This window comes from Mycobacterium sp. GA-1841 (assembly GCF_001954135.1).
GTDB lineage: Bacteria > Actinomycetota > Actinomycetes > Mycobacteriales > Mycobacteriaceae > Mycobacterium.
This window is the reverse complement of record NZ_MBEQ01000108.1, coordinates 40,851-56,567: the sequence shown is the minus strand read 5'-3', so window position 1 is coordinate 56,567 and position 15,717 is coordinate 40,851. Positions and strand designations below refer to the sequence as shown.

Genomic DNA, 15,717 nt, shown 5'->3' with positions numbered 1-15,717 from the left:
CGGGCCGTTAGGCTGCCCTTCATGACTGACATCAAGGATTCCGGCACCGAGGCTGATGTGGCGGTCGATTCAGCCGGCATGCCGACTCCTAACCCGCATGCCACGGCCGAACAGGTCGAGGCCGCGATGCACGACAGCAAGCTCGCGCAGGTGCTCTACCACGACTGGGAAGCCGAAACCTACGACGAGAAGTGGTCGATCTCCTACGATCAGCGCTGTATCGACTACGCCCGCGGCCGGTTCGACGCGATCGTCCCCGAGTCCGAGCAGCGTGAACTGCCCTACGACCGGGCCCTCGAACTGGGCTGCGGTACCGGGTTCTTCCTGCTCAACCTGATCCAGTCCGGGGTGGCGCGGCGCGGCTCGGTGACCGACCTGTCGCCGGGCATGGTCAAGGTGGCCACCCGCAACGGGCAGGGCCTCGGCCTGGACATCGACGGACGGGTCGCCGACGCCGAAGGCATCCCGTACGAGGACAACACCTTTGATCTGGTCGTCGGGCACGCCGTGCTGCACCACATCCCCGATGTCGAGCTGTCGCTGCGCGAGGTGGTGCGGGTGCTCAAGCCCGGCGGGCGGTTCGTCTTCGCCGGTGAGCCCACCACGGTCGGCAACAAGTACGCCCGCGAGCTGTCCACGTTGACCTGGCACGCCACCACGAACCTCACCAAGCTGCCCTGGCTGAGCGGTTGGCGCCGGCCACAGGAAGAGCTCGACGAATCCTCCCGCGCCGCAGCACTGGAAGCCGTGGTCGACCTGCACACGTTCGACCCCGCCGACCTGGAGCGGATGGCCGCCAACGCCGGTGCGGTCGAAGTGCGCACCGGTAGTGAGGAATTCACCGCGGCCATGTTGGGCTGGCCGGTGCGGACCTTCGAAGCCGCGGTGCCACCCGGACGTCTGGGCTGGGGTTGGGCCAAGTTCGCGTTCAACAGTTGGACCACGCTGAGTTGGGTGGACGCCAATGTGTGGCGTCGTGTCGTGCCCAAGGGCTGGTTCTACAACGTGATGGTCACGGGGGTCAAACCCTCCTGAGCGGTGGGGTGGCTTTCGGCCTCGCCGATGTCGCATACCTGCGATCCGAGGCGGGCATCCAAGCCCTGGGTGAGGTGGCCGAGCGTCGTCTCACCGGGGCCAGCCTGGTCAACGACATCGCTGCTGTGCGAGCACAATTCGGCGACCACGCGGCGGCGCTGGTGGAAACCGTGCAATTGCGGCGACGGGCGCAGGCCAAATTCGGCGACCCGGGGCAGTGGTTGTTCACCGACGAGGCGTTGCAACAGGCCACGGCCGCACCGGTGGCCGCGCACCGCGCGCGCAGACTGACCGGGGCCCGGGTGCACGACGCCACCTGCTCGATCGGCAGTGAGCTTGTCGCGCTTCGTGATTGCGCGGCGCAGCTGGTCGGCAGCGACCTCGATCCGGTGCGGCTGGCGATGGCCGCCAACAATCTCGACGACGGTGGCGCCGCTGTCCCGCTGTGCCGTGCCGACGCGCTGGCGCCGATCACCCGCGACACCGTGGTGATCATCGACCCGGCCCGCCGATCCGGTGGACGGCGCCGCTTCGACCCACGGGCTTACACCCCGGCACTCGACGCCGTCCTGGACGTCTACGAGGGTCGAGACCTCGTGGTGAAGTGTGCTCCCGGAATCGATTTCGACGAGCTCGCCAAAATGGGGTTCGCCGGGGAGATCGAGGTGACCTCCGCCGGCGGCAGCGTCCGAGAAGCCTGCCTGTGGTCACCGGGTTTGACCGAACCGGGCATACGTCGTCGCGCCAGCCTGCTGGAAACCGGTGAAGAACTCACCGACGCCGAACCCGACGACTGCGATGTGGCTGCGGCCGGACGCTGGATCATCGACCCCGACGGCGCAGTGGTACGCGCCGGGCTGGTGCGCCACTATGCAGCCCGCCACGGCCTGTGGCAGCTCGACCCCGACATCGCCTATCTGTCCGGCGAGGAGCTGCCCGCCGGGGTGCGTGGGTTCGAAGTACTCGACCAGCTGCCTTTCCAGGAGCGCCGGCTGCGGTCGGCGCTGGCCGATCACTCGGCGGGTGCCCTGGAGATCCTCGTGCGCGGTGTGAATGTGGACCCTGACGCGTTGCGATCCCGGATGCGGTTGCGCGGCACCCGAGGGCTGGCCGTGGTGATCACCCGCCTCGGTTCCGGGGCGGCCGGTAGGGCAGCAGCATTCATTTGTCGGCCGTCGCGGTGACCGGCACGTATCCTGAAGCCCAGCACACCGGCATCTCGACCGGTGTGCGTTGATCGCCTACGAGGACGACTGACGATGCGAATTCCCCCTGTGACAGGGCTGCTGGCAGCCGGTGTGCTGCTCGGCTGGCTCGGCCTGCCGGTGGCAGCTGCGCAGTCGGCCTGCGCCGACCTCGGCGGCACCGTCGACGCCGATCAGATCTGTCAGGTGCACACCGCCAATGCCACCTACACGCTGGACTACACGTTCCCGGTCGGCTACCCCGATCAACAGCCCGTCGCCGCGTACCTGACCCAGACCCGCGACGGTTTCGTCAACGTCTCGGACATGCCCGGATTCCGCGACCAGCCCTACGTGCTGGACGCCAAGGGCACCGCTTACAGCTCCGGGACCCCGCCGCGCACCCAGAGCCTGGTGTTCGAGGTGTACCAGAACGTCGGTGGCGCGCATCCGCAGACCTGGTACAAGGCGTTCAACTACAACGTGACCACCCGGGCGCCGATCACATTCGACACCTTGTTCAAGCCGGGTGCCCGGCCGCTGGACGTGATCTTCCCGATCGTGCAGCGGGAACTGCAGAAGCAATCCGGTGTCGAGCAGGCGATCCCGCCCGCCGTCGGTCTGGACCCGGTGCACTATCAGAACTTTGCGATCACCGACGATTCGCTGATCTTCTTCTTCGGACAGGGCGAACTGTTGTCGGAGGCGGCCGGAGCCAGCCAGGCCACCGTCCCGAGATCCGCTGTCGAAGCCTTCCTGGCCTGAGCGTCACTGCGGCGCGAAGCCGTATACCTGACCGTCACTCGTCGCGGTGACCACGCGGTGGTCCTGCCCGACCGACACCCCGACCGGCCAACCGGTGGCCTCGGGCAGGGGATAGGTGTTGAGGGTGTGCCCGTCGCCGGAATCGAACACCAGCAGCGCCTGACCGTGGCCGCCCTCGCGGGCCACCGCGTACGCGACATTGCCGGCGCGGCTCGAGGTGGTCAGAGGCACCACGTCGGCACGGGTCCAGGCCACCTCGCCGTGGTCTCCGGCGTCACGCACTGCGGTGAGCTTGGCGTCCGGTCCGCCGCCGGCGAGGATCAGCCCGTCCGGGGACACCGACGGCGGCGTCTGAGCCAGATACGTCAGGGGCACCGACCATTTCGGTGAGCCGTCGGTCGTGTCGAGCGCCCAGAGCTTCTCATCGCGGCCGTTGACGTACACCGTCGAGCCGTCGGCGGACAAGACCGGGCTCGCCAGTGGCCCGCCACCCACCGCGTCGCTGGTCCAGGCCGGCGTCAGCAACGTCTGTTGCCCGCGGTGATAACGCAATCCGACCAGCCCCGGGGCCTCGGCCCCAGGCTGCCACACGCTCAGTACCACGATGCCGCTCTCGTGGGAGAACGCCGGTGCGGCCGCCACCGGGCAGCGGGATCGCGCCGGTTGGCAGTCGCTCAAGCCGCGCTGCGAATCGGTCGGGTCCACGCCGGACACCAGATCCAGCGGAGTTCCCTCGACGATGCCGCGATGCCCGTCGAACACCAGCACTTGGCCCAGGTGAGTGACCACCAGCAGCTGGCCGTCGTCGAGCAGCCGGGCGGTGGTGGGCATCCCGATCACCGGCTGACGCCACCGAATCCACTGTGTCGGCGGAAACGACAGGATGGCGCCGGGCTGGCCGATGTAGACGTTGTCGAACCCATCGAACAGCGGGCTCGACCAGCCGCCACCCTGCACCAACCGGGAGCACCAGCGTTGGCGGCCGTTGTTGTCGGCCTCCCATACCATCAACGAACATCCGCCGGCGGTCTGCGCGTTGGCAGCGAGATAGCCGGTCGAACCGAGCGCCACCTGGGCCCCCATTTCGCCCTTGACCGACCGGCTCCACTCCAGCCGCAGCGCCTCGGCACCGGGGGACCGGGTGTAGCTGCTGTTGGCGGCATCCCCGTATTGCGCCGACCAGCCTTCTGCAGCGTGTGCGTCCACCCAGGAATCGGTGTTCTCGCAACCGGCGAGCAGGCCCGTGAACAGCACCGCGACCGCGAGTGCCAGGTATCGCCGGAACACGATGTCCTTTCGTCGCCGAACCCGCACGGGCTCGTTTTTGTGACCCACGTGAGGGTAACCCGGCGGCCTTGCGGTACAGGAGCAGAGCGACCTGGGAACCCTCGCGAGTCCTCGCGTAGGCTGTCCGGCCATGACGACGATGTGGGGGGCACCGATCCACAAGCGCTGGCGTGGCTCACGCCTGCGGGACCCGCGCCAGGCCGACTTCTTGACCAAGGCCTCGCTGAAATGGGTGATCGACAACCGCGCCTACACCCCGTGGTACCTGGTCCGGTACTGGCGTCTGCTGAAGTTCAAGCTGGCCAACCCGCACATCATCACCCGGGGGATGGTCTTCCTCGGCAAGGGCGTGGAAATCCAGTGCACCCCCGAACTGGCCCAGATGGAGATCGGCCGCTGGGTGCACATCGGCGACAAGAACACCATCCGCTGCCACGAGGGCTCGCTGCGCATCGGGGACAAGGTGGTGCTGGGCCGCGACAACGTCATCAACACCTACCTGGACATCGAGCTCGGTGACTCCGTGCTGATGGCCGACTGGTGCTACGTGTGCGACTTCGACCACAAGATGGACAACGTCAACATGCCGATCAAGGACCAGGGCATCGTCAAGGGCCCGGTGCGGATCGGCCCGGACACCTGGGTCGCCGCCAAGGTCACCGTCCTGCGCAACACCTCGGTGGGGCGCGGGTGCGTGCTGGGCGCCCACGCCGTGGTCAAAGGCGAGATCCCGGATTACTCGATCGCCGTGGGAGCTCCGGCCAAGGTGGTCAAGAACCGCAAGCTGGACTGGGAGACGTCAGCGGCCGAGCGTGCCGAACTGGCCGCGGCCCTGGCCGACATCGAACGCAAGAAAGCCGCCAACAGCAACTGACGGCCTCAGGCCCCGTTGCACACCCCGGAGTCGCGGATCACGTTGCCGTAGACGTTGGCGGTGGCGATGTTGGCGTTGATGAAGCCCGACGGTTGTTTCTGCGCGATCTTGTCGCTGATCTGGGTCAGCTGATACCAGAGGTGATAGATCGAGTCACCGTTGTACAGCGGTGAATACTGGCTCTGGTCCGGGTAATTGGTGATGTACAAGATGTGAGCCCGGGGATCCAGGAACGCCGCCGACTGGTCGATGTTGGCCTTCACCGCGTCGGCTGCCGCCTGTACGCCCGGCGCGGTCCAGTAGTCATCATGTTCGCCCAGGTAGTGCTGGAACCCCACGATCTGGGTCATCAGGGTGCCGTATTGGGCGTTGAACCACTGGCAGGACTCACGCTGGGCATCGATCTGCTGGGGCGTGACACGGACCTGCCACAGGTTGTACGGGAACACCGTGTAGTCCGGCGCCCAATCGGAGGGATGCGGGGTGAAGGCGGGCAGGCTGGGGGCGGCGCCGTTGGGTTCGGCAGCTGCCGGGGCCGACACGCCGAGGGTGAGCGTGGCGCCGACGAGTGCAGCGCAGACGGTGTTGAGATGCCGGCGGATCTGGACCACGCCCCGATTCTGCTTGGTATCCGCCGCAGATGACTGCCAATCGGCCGATCTGGGGCAGTGTCAACCGGTCCAGTCGATACCGAAGCGCTCGCCCAAGGCGGCGCGGCCGGCGTCGGTGACGGTGAGTGCACGGTGGCGTGGTGCGCGACGCACCCAGTCCGCGGCCAGGAAGTGATCCAACAGCGCGCGGCCGAGCCCGCCGGCAAGGTGATGGCGCTGTTCGGTCCAATCGATGCAGTAGCGAACCAGCGGCCTTGAGCCCGTGGGCAATTCGATTCCGATCTGCCGTAGCAGGGCGCGCCCGTCGTCGGTGAGTTGATAGGTCACGTCATGACCGGGGCTGCTCAGCCGGTCGGAACCGCCGGAACGAAACCATCCGTCCCCGCCGATGAGCACATCCCGGTCGAGCAGGCTGCCCATGAGCGCGACGCCGAGCCGGCCGGCGATGTGGTCGTAGCAGGTGCGGGCAGAGCGAAGCCGCGCCGCACGGGTGCCCTCGCGCAGTGAGGTGACGGGCCGCGTCGGCGCCAGCCGGCCGAGTTGCTCGATGAGCGCACCGACTTCGGGCCCCGCCAGCCGGTAGTAGCGGTGACGCCCCTGGGTGCGGACGGTGAGCAGCCCGGCATCGGTGAGTTTGCCCAGGTGGCTGCTGGCCGTCGGGCGACTGATGCCCGCCTCCTCGGCCAGCACACTGGCCGGCAACGCGCGGCCGTCGTCGAGGGCCAGCAGGATCTTGCAGCGAGCCGGGTCGGCCAGCAACGCGGCCACCGCGGAGAGGTCCAACTCGGCTGCGGTGGTGAGCTCCTGTGTCTCACGCATGGCAGGACTCCTTCCCGACGATCTGGTCGCGTCGTCCCGCGGGTGCCGCCGGCTGCGTCAGCGACCGGGCCAACCCGGCGCCCAGCAACTGACACGCCGCACCAATCAGCAGTGCGGTCCGCACCCCGGACGCGCCGCCGACGATTGTCATGGCATTACCCAACACCGCGACCCCGACAGTGATACCCAGCAGCCGGGCCAGATTCACCACACCGGCGGCCAGGCCGGTCCGCCCCGGCGGGATCGCATCCATCGCCAGCGTCACCGCCGGGCCGGTGTTCAGTGCCAGCCCGGCACCGGCGAGCACAAATGACGCTTCCAGCCATCCGACGTCGCCGAGTGGTCCGGCGCCGGCGTACAGCAGTGAGCCCGCCGCCATGAGCACCAACCCCGCCACCATCGCCGGACGTGGTCCCGTGCGGCGCGCCATGACGTTGGTGACGGGGATCAGTAGCAGGTAGACGATCGCCATCGGGAGGAACCGCACCGCCGTCGTCAAGCCGTCGGCGCCCCGGAGTTGTTGGAAGGCAAAGCTGTTCACCAGAAGCAGTCCGTAGATGCCGAACGTCATCGCGAACGTGGCCAGCAGGGCACCCACCAGTCGGCGGCTGCCGAACAGATCCAGCGGCAGCATCGGATGCGGGTTACGACGTTGGGCACTCAGGAATGCGACGAATGCGGCCAGCGCCGTGGCACCGAGGGCCGCCGTCTGTTGCCACGGCCAGCCATGCCCCTCGACGAGGACGAGCGTCGTGGCGCCGAGTGCCAAGATGGCCAGGCACTGACCGGACAGGTCGAGGCGGGCGGCGTCCGGATCGCGCGAATCGGGCAGGTGCGAGACGCTCATGACCAACGCGAGCAGGCCGACGGGCACGTTGACCCAGAAGATCCACCGCCACCCGACAGTTTGGACGGCGACTCCACCGAGCAGGGGGCCCAGCGCGGTGCTGCCGGCGGCGGCCATCGCCCACGCCGCGGTGACCCGGGCTCGTCCGCGCGGGTCTGGATAGACCGCCGCGGCGATGGCCAGCCCTTGCGGCAACATCATCGCCGCGCCCAGACCCTGAATCGCCCGTGCTGCCAACAACAGCGGCAGTGCGGGCGTCAGCGCGCAGGCGACCGACGCCGCGACGAAGATCGCCAAACCGATCCGCAGCATTCGTCGCCGGCTGAACCGGTCACCCAGCGATCCGGCGGTGAGCAGAAACGCCGCGAACGTCACGTTGTAGGCGTCGATGGTCCATTGCGCGCCGGTCACTCCACCGCCGAGGTCATCACCGATCACCGGTAGCGCCAGGTTCACGGCGTTCGCGTCGATCAGGCCGACGAACAGCCCGAGATAGGCTGCGATCAGCGTGACGACGGGGGAGCGTTGTGGTGCCATACCCGCACGCTAGGTGCGGATTGATTCGACGCCGGTCGAATCAGCGGTCGGGCAGCGCGTGCTCGACGATCGGCCGACGCGGGTGCGGTTCGCGTTCGGCGCGTTTGGCGGCCAGATAGACCTGGCTGGTCTCGGCGGCCACGGTGTGCCAGTCGAAATCCGCGCTGAGCCGCTCGCGGGCGGCCACAGCACGGCGCTGGGCCGCATCGGGATCGTCGAGCACCGCCCGCACGGCGGCCGCCAGACCCGCGACATCCCGTGGCGCGAACGACATTCCGGTCTGACCATCGATCACCGCTTCGCCCAGGCCCCCGACGTTGGAGGTGACCAGCGGGGTCCCGGTGGCCGCGGCCTCCAGCGCGACGATGCCGAACGGCTCGTAGTGGCTCGGCAGCACCGCGGCGTCGGCTGCCTGCAGGGCCTGAACCAGGTCGTCGTGGCCGAGGCGACCGACGAACCGGGTTGCCTTGAGCACCTTGTGCTTTCGTGCCTGCTCCAACAGCCAGTCCAGCTGGGTGCCGTCGCCGGCGACGGTCAGTGTGGTGCCGGGATGAGCACGTCGGATCCGCGGCAGGGCTGCGATCGCCTCTTGGACGCCTTTCTCGTACTCCAGCCGGCCCACGTACAGCAGCTGGGGTGGGCCCTGGCGTGGACGTCGCGGTGCGTAGGGCCAGAGGTCGGCGTCGATCCCGTTGCGGATCACCCTGATCTCCGACAGTCCTGGCCCGAACAGCTCGGTGATCTCGTCGTTCATCGACGCCGAACAGGTGATCAGCGAATCGGATTCGCGTACCAGCCAGGATTCCACGGCGTGCACCTGACGGCTGATCGGGCCCGAGACCCAGCCGGAATGCCGGCCGGCCTCGGTGGCATGGATCGTGGAAACCAGTGGCACATCGAAATATTCGGCCAGGGCGATCGCGGGGTGGGCAACCAGCCAGTCATGGGCGTGGACGAGGTCGGGGATCCAGCGATCACCCGAATTGTCCTTGACGGCAAGGCCGGTGCGCACCATCGAATGTCCCATGGCCAGAGTCCAGGCCATCATGTCCGTACCGAACACGAACTCGTGCGGATCCTGGGCCGCGGCCACCACCCGCACACCCTCACTCGTCTCGTCGGTGGACGGATGAGTGCTCGGGTCGGTATCGGTGGGCCTGCGGCTGAGTACCACGACCTCGTGACCGGCCTCGGCCAGGGCGGTGGCCAGATGGTGCACGTGTCGGCCCAGACCGCCGACGACGACGGGCGGGTACTCCCATGACACCATCAGGATCTTCATGACTGCGTGCCTTCGTGCCGGTGCGAATGTGCGGACAATGCGGGGATTTGGCGGCGTGTCGTGGGGCAGACGCGCACGCTCGCGGTGCAGGTCATTTTGGCAGACGTCTGGCGTCGAGGGCGCCGAACAGTCCGTCGGCCTTGTTCCAGCCGTCGGCGAGGCGCTCGGCGTGGTCGCGACGGCCCGAGGCCAACGCATCGGAGATCTCACGGGTGGCGTGGGCGTGCAGGTGGGCACGGTAGCGCGCATAGTCGGCCGCCGAATCCTTGCTCACCATGAACGGCCAGTCGCTGGACACCGTCAACAGCGTCTCCCGCAGGATCTGGTCGGCCACCCGGTCGCGCGGGGTCGGCACACCGACCGCCGCCTGCTGGGCGAGTGCCTTGTCCACGGTGCTCAGGGCGCCGTCGACCACCTCGCTGTTGAGCTGGACGAAATCGGTCACCTTCTCACCGTTCCAGACCTGCCAGTCCTTACCCGAACCCCAAGAGCTGGGCGGCAATTCGACCGGGGCGCCGACGAATCCGTCGGCCTTGGCGTCGGACAGGGTTCCCACGCGCACGCCGGCTGCCGGCAGGGCCCGCAGCACCCGGCCCAGCCACTCGGGGCCCTCGTACCACCAGTGCCCGAACAGTTCGGTGTCGAACGCGGCCACCACGTGCGCCGGGCGCCCGATCCGCGCACTCTCGCTGAGCAGGCGACGGCGGACCACCTCGACGAAGTCTGCGACATGCTCGTCGATCGCGCGGTCGGCACGCTGCGGATCGTAGGGCGCCTTCTCCTCGGAGGGGACGTTGCGGCCCGTGACGCGGGCCGGTTTGAGACCCGTGGTGTGGTCGTAGGTGTGGAAATCCCGGTAGGCGGCGTGACCGGGATAACCCGATTTCGGCGACCACACGCGATAGCTGACCCGCAGGTCGCGTCCGAAGGCCACCACGTCGGTATCACCTACCGGCCGGCCCAGCGCGGTATCACCGTGCAGTGACGGGCCGTCCACCATGAAGTGGCCCACCCCCGCGGCGGCATATCCGGTCTCCATGCCCGGGGCGTAGGCGCATTCGGGCGCCCAGATGCCCACCGGGGTGTGGGCGAAACGCTGGTGCGCGTCGGCCAGGCCTTCGCGCAGCGCGAATTCACGCAACCGGGGGTTGAGCAGCGGCTGGAACGGATGCGACAGCGGACCGCCGAGCAATTCGATGGTTTCGGCGTCGATCAGTGCGCGCAGCAAGCCGCTGCCGCCGTGGCGCCAATAGGTGGTGAACTCCTCGATGGCTGCACCGGCCTCGGCGTACTCACGAATCCCGAACTGCTGCAAGGCCTTCTGGCCATGCAGTGTCATCGCCTCCTGAGCGCGCAGCTGCCAGTTGGCCAACCAGTGGTGCATACCGGTCAGGCAATACGGATCATCGAGCTGTGCGGTGACCACCGGTGTCATGCCAAGGGTGATCAGATGGCGGCGATCCTCGGCGGCCAGACCGCGCAGCACCCGCATCAACGGCAGGTACGCCGCCGCCCAGGACTGGTAGAGCCACTCCTCGCCGACCGGCCAGCGGCCGTGATGGGCCAGCCACGGCAGGTGGGTGTGCAGGACGAGGGTGAATAAACCGGGTACCGGTTCGGGGTCGGCGGCGGAAGGTGTCACGGCCGCACCGCTATCGCCACCAGGTCGAGACTGTCGTCGATGTCGCGTTCGGTTGCCGGCGTGAGGTCGAAATCGTCGATGCCGACGGCGGTGACGTCGGCGAGCAGCTGCTCGGGCCACGGCGCGTCGGCCACGGCGCGCTGCACCTGCGCCTCGATGATCGAGCCGCCGTGCCGCGCGTCGAGCTTCTGCAGTCCGGCGCCATGGAACACCCCGAGCATCGACTCCACGGTGAATCCGGCATCGCGCAGCAGTTCGGTCAGCTCGGCGGCATTGAGCTCACGGGTGTGGAATGGGTTGAGCGGGGTGTCGCGTCCGGGGGAGAAGGTGATCCGGTTGGGGGTCGAGACCAAGAACACGCCGCCGGGCCGCAACACCCGGAAACACTCGGACACGAACTGTGCTTGATCCCACAGGTGTTCGATGACCTGGAAGTTCACCACCGCGTCGACAGACTGGTCGGCCAACGGGAGCTCGGCGAGGTTGCCGTGCCGGATCTCGACCCGGGGATAGCGGGCCCGCACGTGGGCCACCGTCGCCTCGTCGTAATCCAACGCGATCACCTTGCGTGCGACGTCCGCCAGCAGATCGGCGCCGTAACCCTCACCACAGCCGGCCTCGAGGACGTCACGGTCGGCGCAGCGGTCGGCCAGCCGGCGATACACCACTTCATGGCGGCGGAACCAGTAGTTTTCCTCCGCCAGGCCGGGGATGGTCCGCTCGCCGGTCAGAGGTAAGGCGTGATCCGGGTCGCCGGCCGGATCGTCTACGAATGCGCTCATTGGAAGGCAGGCTAACCCAGCCTTATCCAGGGTGAAGGGGTCGGTGGCGAATCGACCAACGGTTCGGATACTGCGGGGGTGTGGTAGGGGAGGCCGGGATACTAAGTCCGACCAGTTATGGTGTTCCTGCGAACCACCATAAGTTACCGCCCGGTAACATGGTGCTAGTTGCTTAGAACGTGATATGAGCCGGGCCACCGGTCTCATCGAGGAGGACGAACCAGAGTCATGACGAACATCGTGGTCCTGATCAAACAGGTCCCAGACACTTGGTCGGAGCGCAAGCTGTCCGACGGCGATTTCACCCTCGATCGCGAGGCTGCCGACGCCGTGCTCGACGAGATCAACGAGCGCGCCGTGGAAGAGGCGCTGTTGATCAAGGAGCGTGAGGGCGGGGACAGCACTGTCACCGTGCTGACCGCCGGCCCCGAGCGTGCCACCGAGGCGATCCGCAAGGCGCTGTCGATGGGTGCCGACAAGGCCGTGCACCTCAAGGACGACGGCCTGCACGGGTCCGACGTCGTGCAGACCGCATGGGCGCTGGCCCGTGCGCTGGGCACCATCGAGGGCACCGAGCTGGTCATCGCCGGTAACGAGGCCACCGACGGGGTCGGCGGCGCGGTCCCGGCCGTGATCGCCGAGTACCTGGGCCTGCCGCAGCTGACCCATGTGCGCAAGCTGACCGTCGAGGGCGGCAAGGTCACCGCCGAGCGTGAGACCGACGAGGGTGTGTTCACCCTCGAGGCGTCGCTGCCGGCCGTGGTCAGCGTCAACGAGAAGATCAACGAGCCCCGCTTCCCGTCCTTCAAGGGCATCATGGCCGCCAAGAAGAAGGAAGTCACCGTGCTCACCCTCGCCGAGATCGGCGTGGAAGCCGATGAGGTCGGCGTCGCCAATGCCGGTTCCAAGGTGCTGTCTTCGACCCCGAAGCCGCCGAAGACCGCCGGTGAGAAGGTGACCGACGAAGGTGACGGCGGCACCAAGATCGCCGAGTACCTGGTCGCCCAGAAGCTGATCTAGCAGCTGATTCGATTTCGAGCGAAAGACAGAACGAGAACTCATGGCTGAAGTACTTGTGCTCGTTGAGCACTCCGAAGGCGCGTTGAAGAAAGTCAGCGCCGAGCTCATCACCGCCGCCCGTGTGCTGGGTGAGCCCGCCGCCGTCGTGGTGGGCAAGCCGGGCACCTCCACCCCGCTGGTCGACGGCCTCAAGGCCGCCGGTGCGGCCAAGATCTACGTCGCCGAGTCCGACGACGCAGAGAACTTCCTGGTCACCCCCGTCGTCGACGTGCTGGCCGGGCTGGCCGAGTCGGCCACCCCCGCCGGGGTCATCGTGGCCGCCACCGCTGAGGGCAAGGAAGTTGCTGCCCGCCTGGCCGCCCGTATCGGCTCGGGTCTGCTGGTCGACGTGGTCGACGTCAAGGAGGGTGCAGTGGGTGTCCACAGCATCTTCGGTGGCGCCTTCACCGTCGAGGCCCAGGTCACCAGCGACACCCCGGTGATCACCGTGCGTCCCGGCTCGATCGAGGCCGCCCCCGCCGACGGGGCCGGCGAGGTCGTCAACGTCGAGGTCCCGGCCCAGGCCGAGAACGCCACCAAGATCACCAAGCGCGAGCCCGCCGTGGCCGGCGACCGCCCCGAGCTCACCGAGGCCAGCGTCGTGGTCGCCGGTGGCCGTGGCGTCGGCAGCGCCGAGAGCTTCTCGGTGGTCGAGGAACTGGCCGACTCGCTGGGTGGCGCTGTCGGTGCCTCCCGCGCCGCGGTCGACTCGGGCTACTACCCGGGCCAGTTCCAGGTCGGGCAGACCGGTAAGACCGTGTCGCCGCAGCTCTACATCGCCCTGGGCATCTCCGGTGCGATCCAGCACCGCGCCGGCATGCAGACCTCCAAGACCATCGTCGCGGTCAACAAGGACGAGGAAGCTCCCATCTTCGAGATCGCCGATCTCGGTATCGTGGGCGACCTGTTCAAGGTCAGCCCGCAGCTGACCGAGGCGATCAAGGCCCGCAAGGGCTAGTTCCCCCGCGAGCAGACGCAAAACTGCCCCTTTTCTTCGGAAAAGGGGCAGTTTTGTGTCTGCTGGGCGAATGGCGCAACGTGGCGACTACGGACTTTCCAGGGTTTGATTCTCGGCCTGCGGTGCCAGTGTTGATCTTGTCAGCACGTCGAGAAAGGGATTCGCACAATGAAGATCACAGTGATAGGTGCCAGCGGCCAGATCGGCTCGCGGGTCGTGCGGTTGCTCACCGAGGCCGGACACGAGGTCGTCGCTGCCTCCCTGTCGACCGGGGCCAACGTTCTCACCGGTGAAGGCCTGGTGCCGGCGCTCACCGGAGCCGACGTGCTCGTCGACGTGGTCAACTCGCCCTCGTTCGAGGACGGCCCCGTCATGGACTTCTTCACCGCGTCCGCGCAGAATCTGGTGGCCGCCGCCAAGGAGACCGGCGTCGGGCACTACGTCGCGTTGTCGATCGTGGGCACCGACGGGCTGCCGGACAGTGGCTATATGCGGGCCAAGGTGGCTCAGGAGAAGATCATCACCGACTCCGGACTGCCCTACACGATCGTGCGCGCCACGCAGTTCCAGGAGTTCGCCGAGGCCATCACCGCATCGCTGGTGGTGGGTGACGAAGTGCGGGTCCCGGACGCGCGCATCCAGTTGATCTCGGTCGACGATGTCGCTGCCGAGGTGGCCGATGCTGCTCAGGGCGCACCGGTCAACGGAATCGTCAACATCGGTGGGCCCGAAAAGTTTTCGTTCGCGGACATGGCGCGCGCGGTGCTGGCCGCCCAGGGAGACGACAAGCCGGTGGTGATCGATCCGCAGGCCACCTATTTCGGGACGGCAGTCGACGACAACAGCCTGGTCACCGGTGACGACGCGATCCTGGGAACCATCCGTTTCGCCGACCGGATCGGGGCGCACTGATGCCTGTGTCAGCTGAGCGCGAGAAGGCGCTCCACGATGCGATGACGGTGATCGGCAGCGTCAAGCCGCCGTTCATCCCGCCGAACGCCGAGGTGATGACGACGATCATCGAGTGGCCCGCGGGATCGCCCGGGGCGCCGCCGCACCGGCATCCCGCCGGACCGGCCTTCGGCTATGTGCTCGAGGGCGAGATGCTCTTCGAGCTCGAAGGTGAGGCGCCGCGGGTGGTCAAGGCGGGCGAGGCATTCTGGGAGCCCGGCGGCGATGTCATCCACTATTCGGACGCCAACAATCGCGACGACGTTCCGCTGCGGTTCCTGGTCAACATGCTGTGCGTGCCCGGCCAACCGATGCTCGTGATCGTCGACGACGAGGAACTCGAAGCCCGCAAGGACCGCCGGGTGGCGTGATGAGTGAGTTCGCAGACGTCGTCCGGTCCCGCCGGTCCGCGCGGATGTTCTTGGCCGACAAGCCCGTTCCGCGTGAATTGCTCGACGAGGCACTCGAGCTGGCGATCCGGGCGCCGTCGAACTCCAACACTCAACCGTGGCATGTCTTCTTCGCCACCGGTGAGCGGCGCGATCGACTGGTTGACGCGCTGCTCACCGCGGTCGAGGCGGCCCCGCCGGCGATCGGCTCCGCGGGCCTGCCGCCCCGCTTCGCGCATCTGCGCCGGGAGAGCGGGGCGCTGGTCTACGGGGCCATGGGCATCGCCCGCGACGATGCCGAAGGCCGCTGGGCCGCCCAGCTTCGGAACTGGGAGTTCTTCCACGCTCCTGTCGCCGGGGTGGTGTGCATGCATCGCGACTTCACCCACGTCGACGCCCTGGGGGTGGGGATGTTCCTACAGACCCTGCTGTTGGCGTTGAACGAACGCGGAGTCGGCAGTTGCGTCCAGGTGTCGATCTCGTTCTACCCGGACGTGCTGCGGGAACAACTCGGCATACCGGACGACCTGATCGTCCTGTGTGGGGTGTCGATCGGCTACGCCGACCCCGATTTCCCGGCCAATCACCTGGACACGCCCCGCAATCCGCTCAGTGAGAACGTGGTGTTCCTCGACCGCTGACGCAGCGCGGCAAAACGTCACCTGGCGCTCACGGACATGTCACACGGGCGATGC

16 protein-coding genes are annotated in these 15,717 nt (G+C 67.7%); 9 read left to right on the top strand and 7 right to left on the bottom strand.

Translation table 11 applies throughout. From position 1 onward, the window contains the following. Positions 1-78: 78 nt before the first annotated feature. From A5740_RS24170 to A5740_RS24160, 3 genes are all read left to right on the top strand, one after another. Positions 79-1,035, top strand: coding sequence for a class I SAM-dependent methyltransferase (locus A5740_RS24170; RefSeq protein WP_139335325.1), 957 nt, complete (start codon positions 79-81; stop codon positions 1,033-1,035). Further along, on the top strand, positions 1,032-2,219 hold the full coding sequence (locus A5740_RS24165; RefSeq protein ID WP_371454798.1) for a class I SAM-dependent methyltransferase: 1,188 nt from the start codon (positions 1,032-1,034) through the stop codon (positions 2,217-2,219). The genes A5740_RS24170 and A5740_RS24165 overlap by 4 nt, the downstream gene beginning before the upstream one ends. 75 nt (positions 2,220-2,294) lie before the next feature. Next, complete coding sequence (locus A5740_RS24160) at positions 2,295-2,984, top strand: esterase (RefSeq protein WP_076198299.1); 690 nt, start codon at positions 2,295-2,297, stop codon at positions 2,982-2,984. Between the two features lie 3 nt (positions 2,985-2,987). Here A5740_RS24160 and A5740_RS24155 read toward each other — a convergent pair whose 3' ends face one another. Further along, entirely contained in the window at positions 2,988-4,271 is a 1,284-nt protein-coding gene (locus A5740_RS24155) for a PQQ-binding-like beta-propeller repeat protein (protein WP_076198371.1), read from the bottom strand. A gap of 130 nt (positions 4,272-4,401) precedes the next feature. Between A5740_RS24155 and A5740_RS24150 the strand changes: the two genes are divergently transcribed. Beyond that, positions 4,402-5,145 (top strand): acyltransferase, encoded by a 744-nt coding sequence (locus A5740_RS24150; protein WP_076198297.1) that lies wholly within the window; start codon positions 4,402-4,404, stop codon positions 5,143-5,145. Between the two features lie 5 nt (positions 5,146-5,150). Here A5740_RS24150 and A5740_RS24145 read toward each other — a convergent pair whose 3' ends face one another. From A5740_RS24145 to A5740_RS24120, 6 genes are all read right to left on the bottom strand, one after another. Next, the gene (locus A5740_RS24145; RefSeq protein ID WP_076198373.1) at positions 5,151-5,747 is read right to left on the bottom strand and encodes a hypothetical protein; all 597 of its coding nucleotides are present in this window, start codon (positions 5,745-5,747) and stop codon (positions 5,151-5,153) included. Between the two features lie 69 nt (positions 5,748-5,816). After that, positions 5,817-6,575, bottom strand: a complete 759-nt coding sequence (locus tag A5740_RS24140) for a helix-turn-helix transcriptional regulator (protein ID WP_076198295.1) — start codon at positions 6,573-6,575, stop codon at positions 5,817-5,819. After that, complete coding sequence (locus A5740_RS24135) at positions 6,568-7,959, bottom strand: MFS transporter (RefSeq protein WP_076198293.1); 1,392 nt, start codon at positions 7,957-7,959, stop codon at positions 6,568-6,570. Before A5740_RS24135 ends, A5740_RS24140 begins: the two co-directional genes overlap by 8 nt. 40 nt (positions 7,960-7,999) lie before the next feature. Next, positions 8,000-9,241: a glycosyltransferase family 4 protein gene (locus A5740_RS24130; protein ID WP_076198291.1), complete on the bottom strand. Its 1,242-nt coding sequence runs from the start codon at positions 9,239-9,241 to the stop codon at positions 8,000-8,002. Between the two features lie 91 nt (positions 9,242-9,332). Next, positions 9,333-10,883: a glycoside hydrolase family 57 protein gene (locus A5740_RS24125; protein ID WP_076198289.1), complete on the bottom strand. Its 1,551-nt coding sequence runs from the start codon at positions 10,881-10,883 to the stop codon at positions 9,333-9,335. Further along, positions 10,880-11,665, bottom strand: a complete 786-nt coding sequence (locus A5740_RS24120) for a bifunctional 2-polyprenyl-6-hydroxyphenol methylase/3-demethylubiquinol 3-O-methyltransferase UbiG (RefSeq protein ID WP_076198287.1) — start codon at positions 11,663-11,665, stop codon at positions 10,880-10,882. The genes A5740_RS24125 and A5740_RS24120 overlap by 4 nt, the downstream gene beginning before the upstream one ends. Positions 11,666-11,893: 228 nt before the next feature. Between A5740_RS24120 and A5740_RS24115 the strand changes: the two genes are divergently transcribed. From A5740_RS24115 to A5740_RS24095, 5 genes are all read left to right on the top strand, one after another. Beyond that, on the top strand, positions 11,894-12,685 hold the full coding sequence (locus tag A5740_RS24115; protein ID WP_067771584.1) for an electron transfer flavoprotein subunit beta/FixA family protein: 792 nt from the start codon (positions 11,894-11,896) through the stop codon (positions 12,683-12,685). A gap of 40 nt (positions 12,686-12,725) precedes the next feature. Further along, positions 12,726-13,682 carry an electron transfer flavoprotein subunit alpha/FixB family protein gene (locus A5740_RS24110; protein WP_076198285.1) on the top strand — a complete coding sequence of 319 codons (957 nt, stop codon included), beginning with the start codon at positions 12,726-12,728 and terminating at the stop codon, positions 13,680-13,682. A gap of 168 nt (positions 13,683-13,850) precedes the next feature. Beyond that, positions 13,851-14,594, top strand: a complete 744-nt coding sequence (locus tag A5740_RS24105; RefSeq protein WP_076198283.1) for an SDR family oxidoreductase — start codon at positions 13,851-13,853, stop codon at positions 14,592-14,594. Next, positions 14,594-15,004 (top strand): cupin domain-containing protein, encoded by a 411-nt coding sequence (locus tag A5740_RS24100; RefSeq protein ID WP_076198281.1) that lies wholly within the window; start codon positions 14,594-14,596, stop codon positions 15,002-15,004. Before A5740_RS24105 ends, A5740_RS24100 begins: the two co-directional genes overlap by 1 nt. Then, the gene (locus A5740_RS24095; RefSeq protein WP_076198279.1) at positions 15,004-15,663 is read left to right on the top strand and encodes a nitroreductase; all 660 of its coding nucleotides are present in this window, start codon (positions 15,004-15,006) and stop codon (positions 15,661-15,663) included. The genes A5740_RS24100 and A5740_RS24095 overlap by 1 nt, the downstream gene beginning before the upstream one ends. Positions 15,664-15,717: the final 54 nt, after the last annotated feature.

What these genes read in the sequence shown, in the direction of transcription:
- A5740_RS24110 (WP_076198285.1), top strand. Translation starts at nt 12,726, where the DNA reads ATGGCTGAAGTACTTGTGCTCGTTGAGCACTCCGAAGGCGCGTTGAAG.
- A5740_RS24160 (WP_076198299.1), top strand. Translation starts at nt 2,295, where the DNA reads ATGCGAATTCCCCCTGTGACAGGGCTGCTGGCAGCCGGTGTGCTGCTC.
- A5740_RS24120 (WP_076198287.1), bottom strand. Translation starts at nt 11,665, where the DNA reads ATGAGCGCATTCGTAGACGATCCGGCCGGCGACCCGGATCACGCCTTA.
- A5740_RS24140 (WP_076198295.1), bottom strand. Translation starts at nt 6,575, where the DNA reads ATGCGTGAGACACAGGAGCTCACCACCGCAGCCGAGTTGGACCTCTCC.
- A5740_RS24100 (WP_076198281.1), top strand. Translation starts at nt 14,594, where the DNA reads ATGCCTGTGTCAGCTGAGCGCGAGAAGGCGCTCCACGATGCGATGACG.
- A5740_RS24105 (WP_076198283.1), top strand. Translation starts at nt 13,851, where the DNA reads ATGAAGATCACAGTGATAGGTGCCAGCGGCCAGATCGGCTCGCGGGTC.
- A5740_RS24115 (WP_067771584.1), top strand. Translation starts at nt 11,894, where the DNA reads ATGACGAACATCGTGGTCCTGATCAAACAGGTCCCAGACACTTGGTCG.
- A5740_RS24095 (WP_076198279.1), top strand. Translation starts at nt 15,004, where the DNA reads ATGAGTGAGTTCGCAGACGTCGTCCGGTCCCGCCGGTCCGCGCGGATG.
- A5740_RS24150 (WP_076198297.1), top strand. Translation starts at nt 4,402, where the DNA reads ATGACGACGATGTGGGGGGCACCGATCCACAAGCGCTGGCGTGGCTCA.
- A5740_RS24170 (WP_139335325.1), top strand. Translation starts at nt 79, where the DNA reads ATGCCGACTCCTAACCCGCATGCCACGGCCGAACAGGTCGAGGCCGCG.
- A5740_RS24130 (WP_076198291.1), bottom strand. Translation starts at nt 9,241, where the DNA reads ATGAAGATCCTGATGGTGTCATGGGAGTACCCGCCCGTCGTCGTCGGC.
- A5740_RS24135 (WP_076198293.1), bottom strand. Translation starts at nt 7,959, where the DNA reads ATGGCACCACAACGCTCCCCCGTCGTCACGCTGATCGCAGCCTATCTC.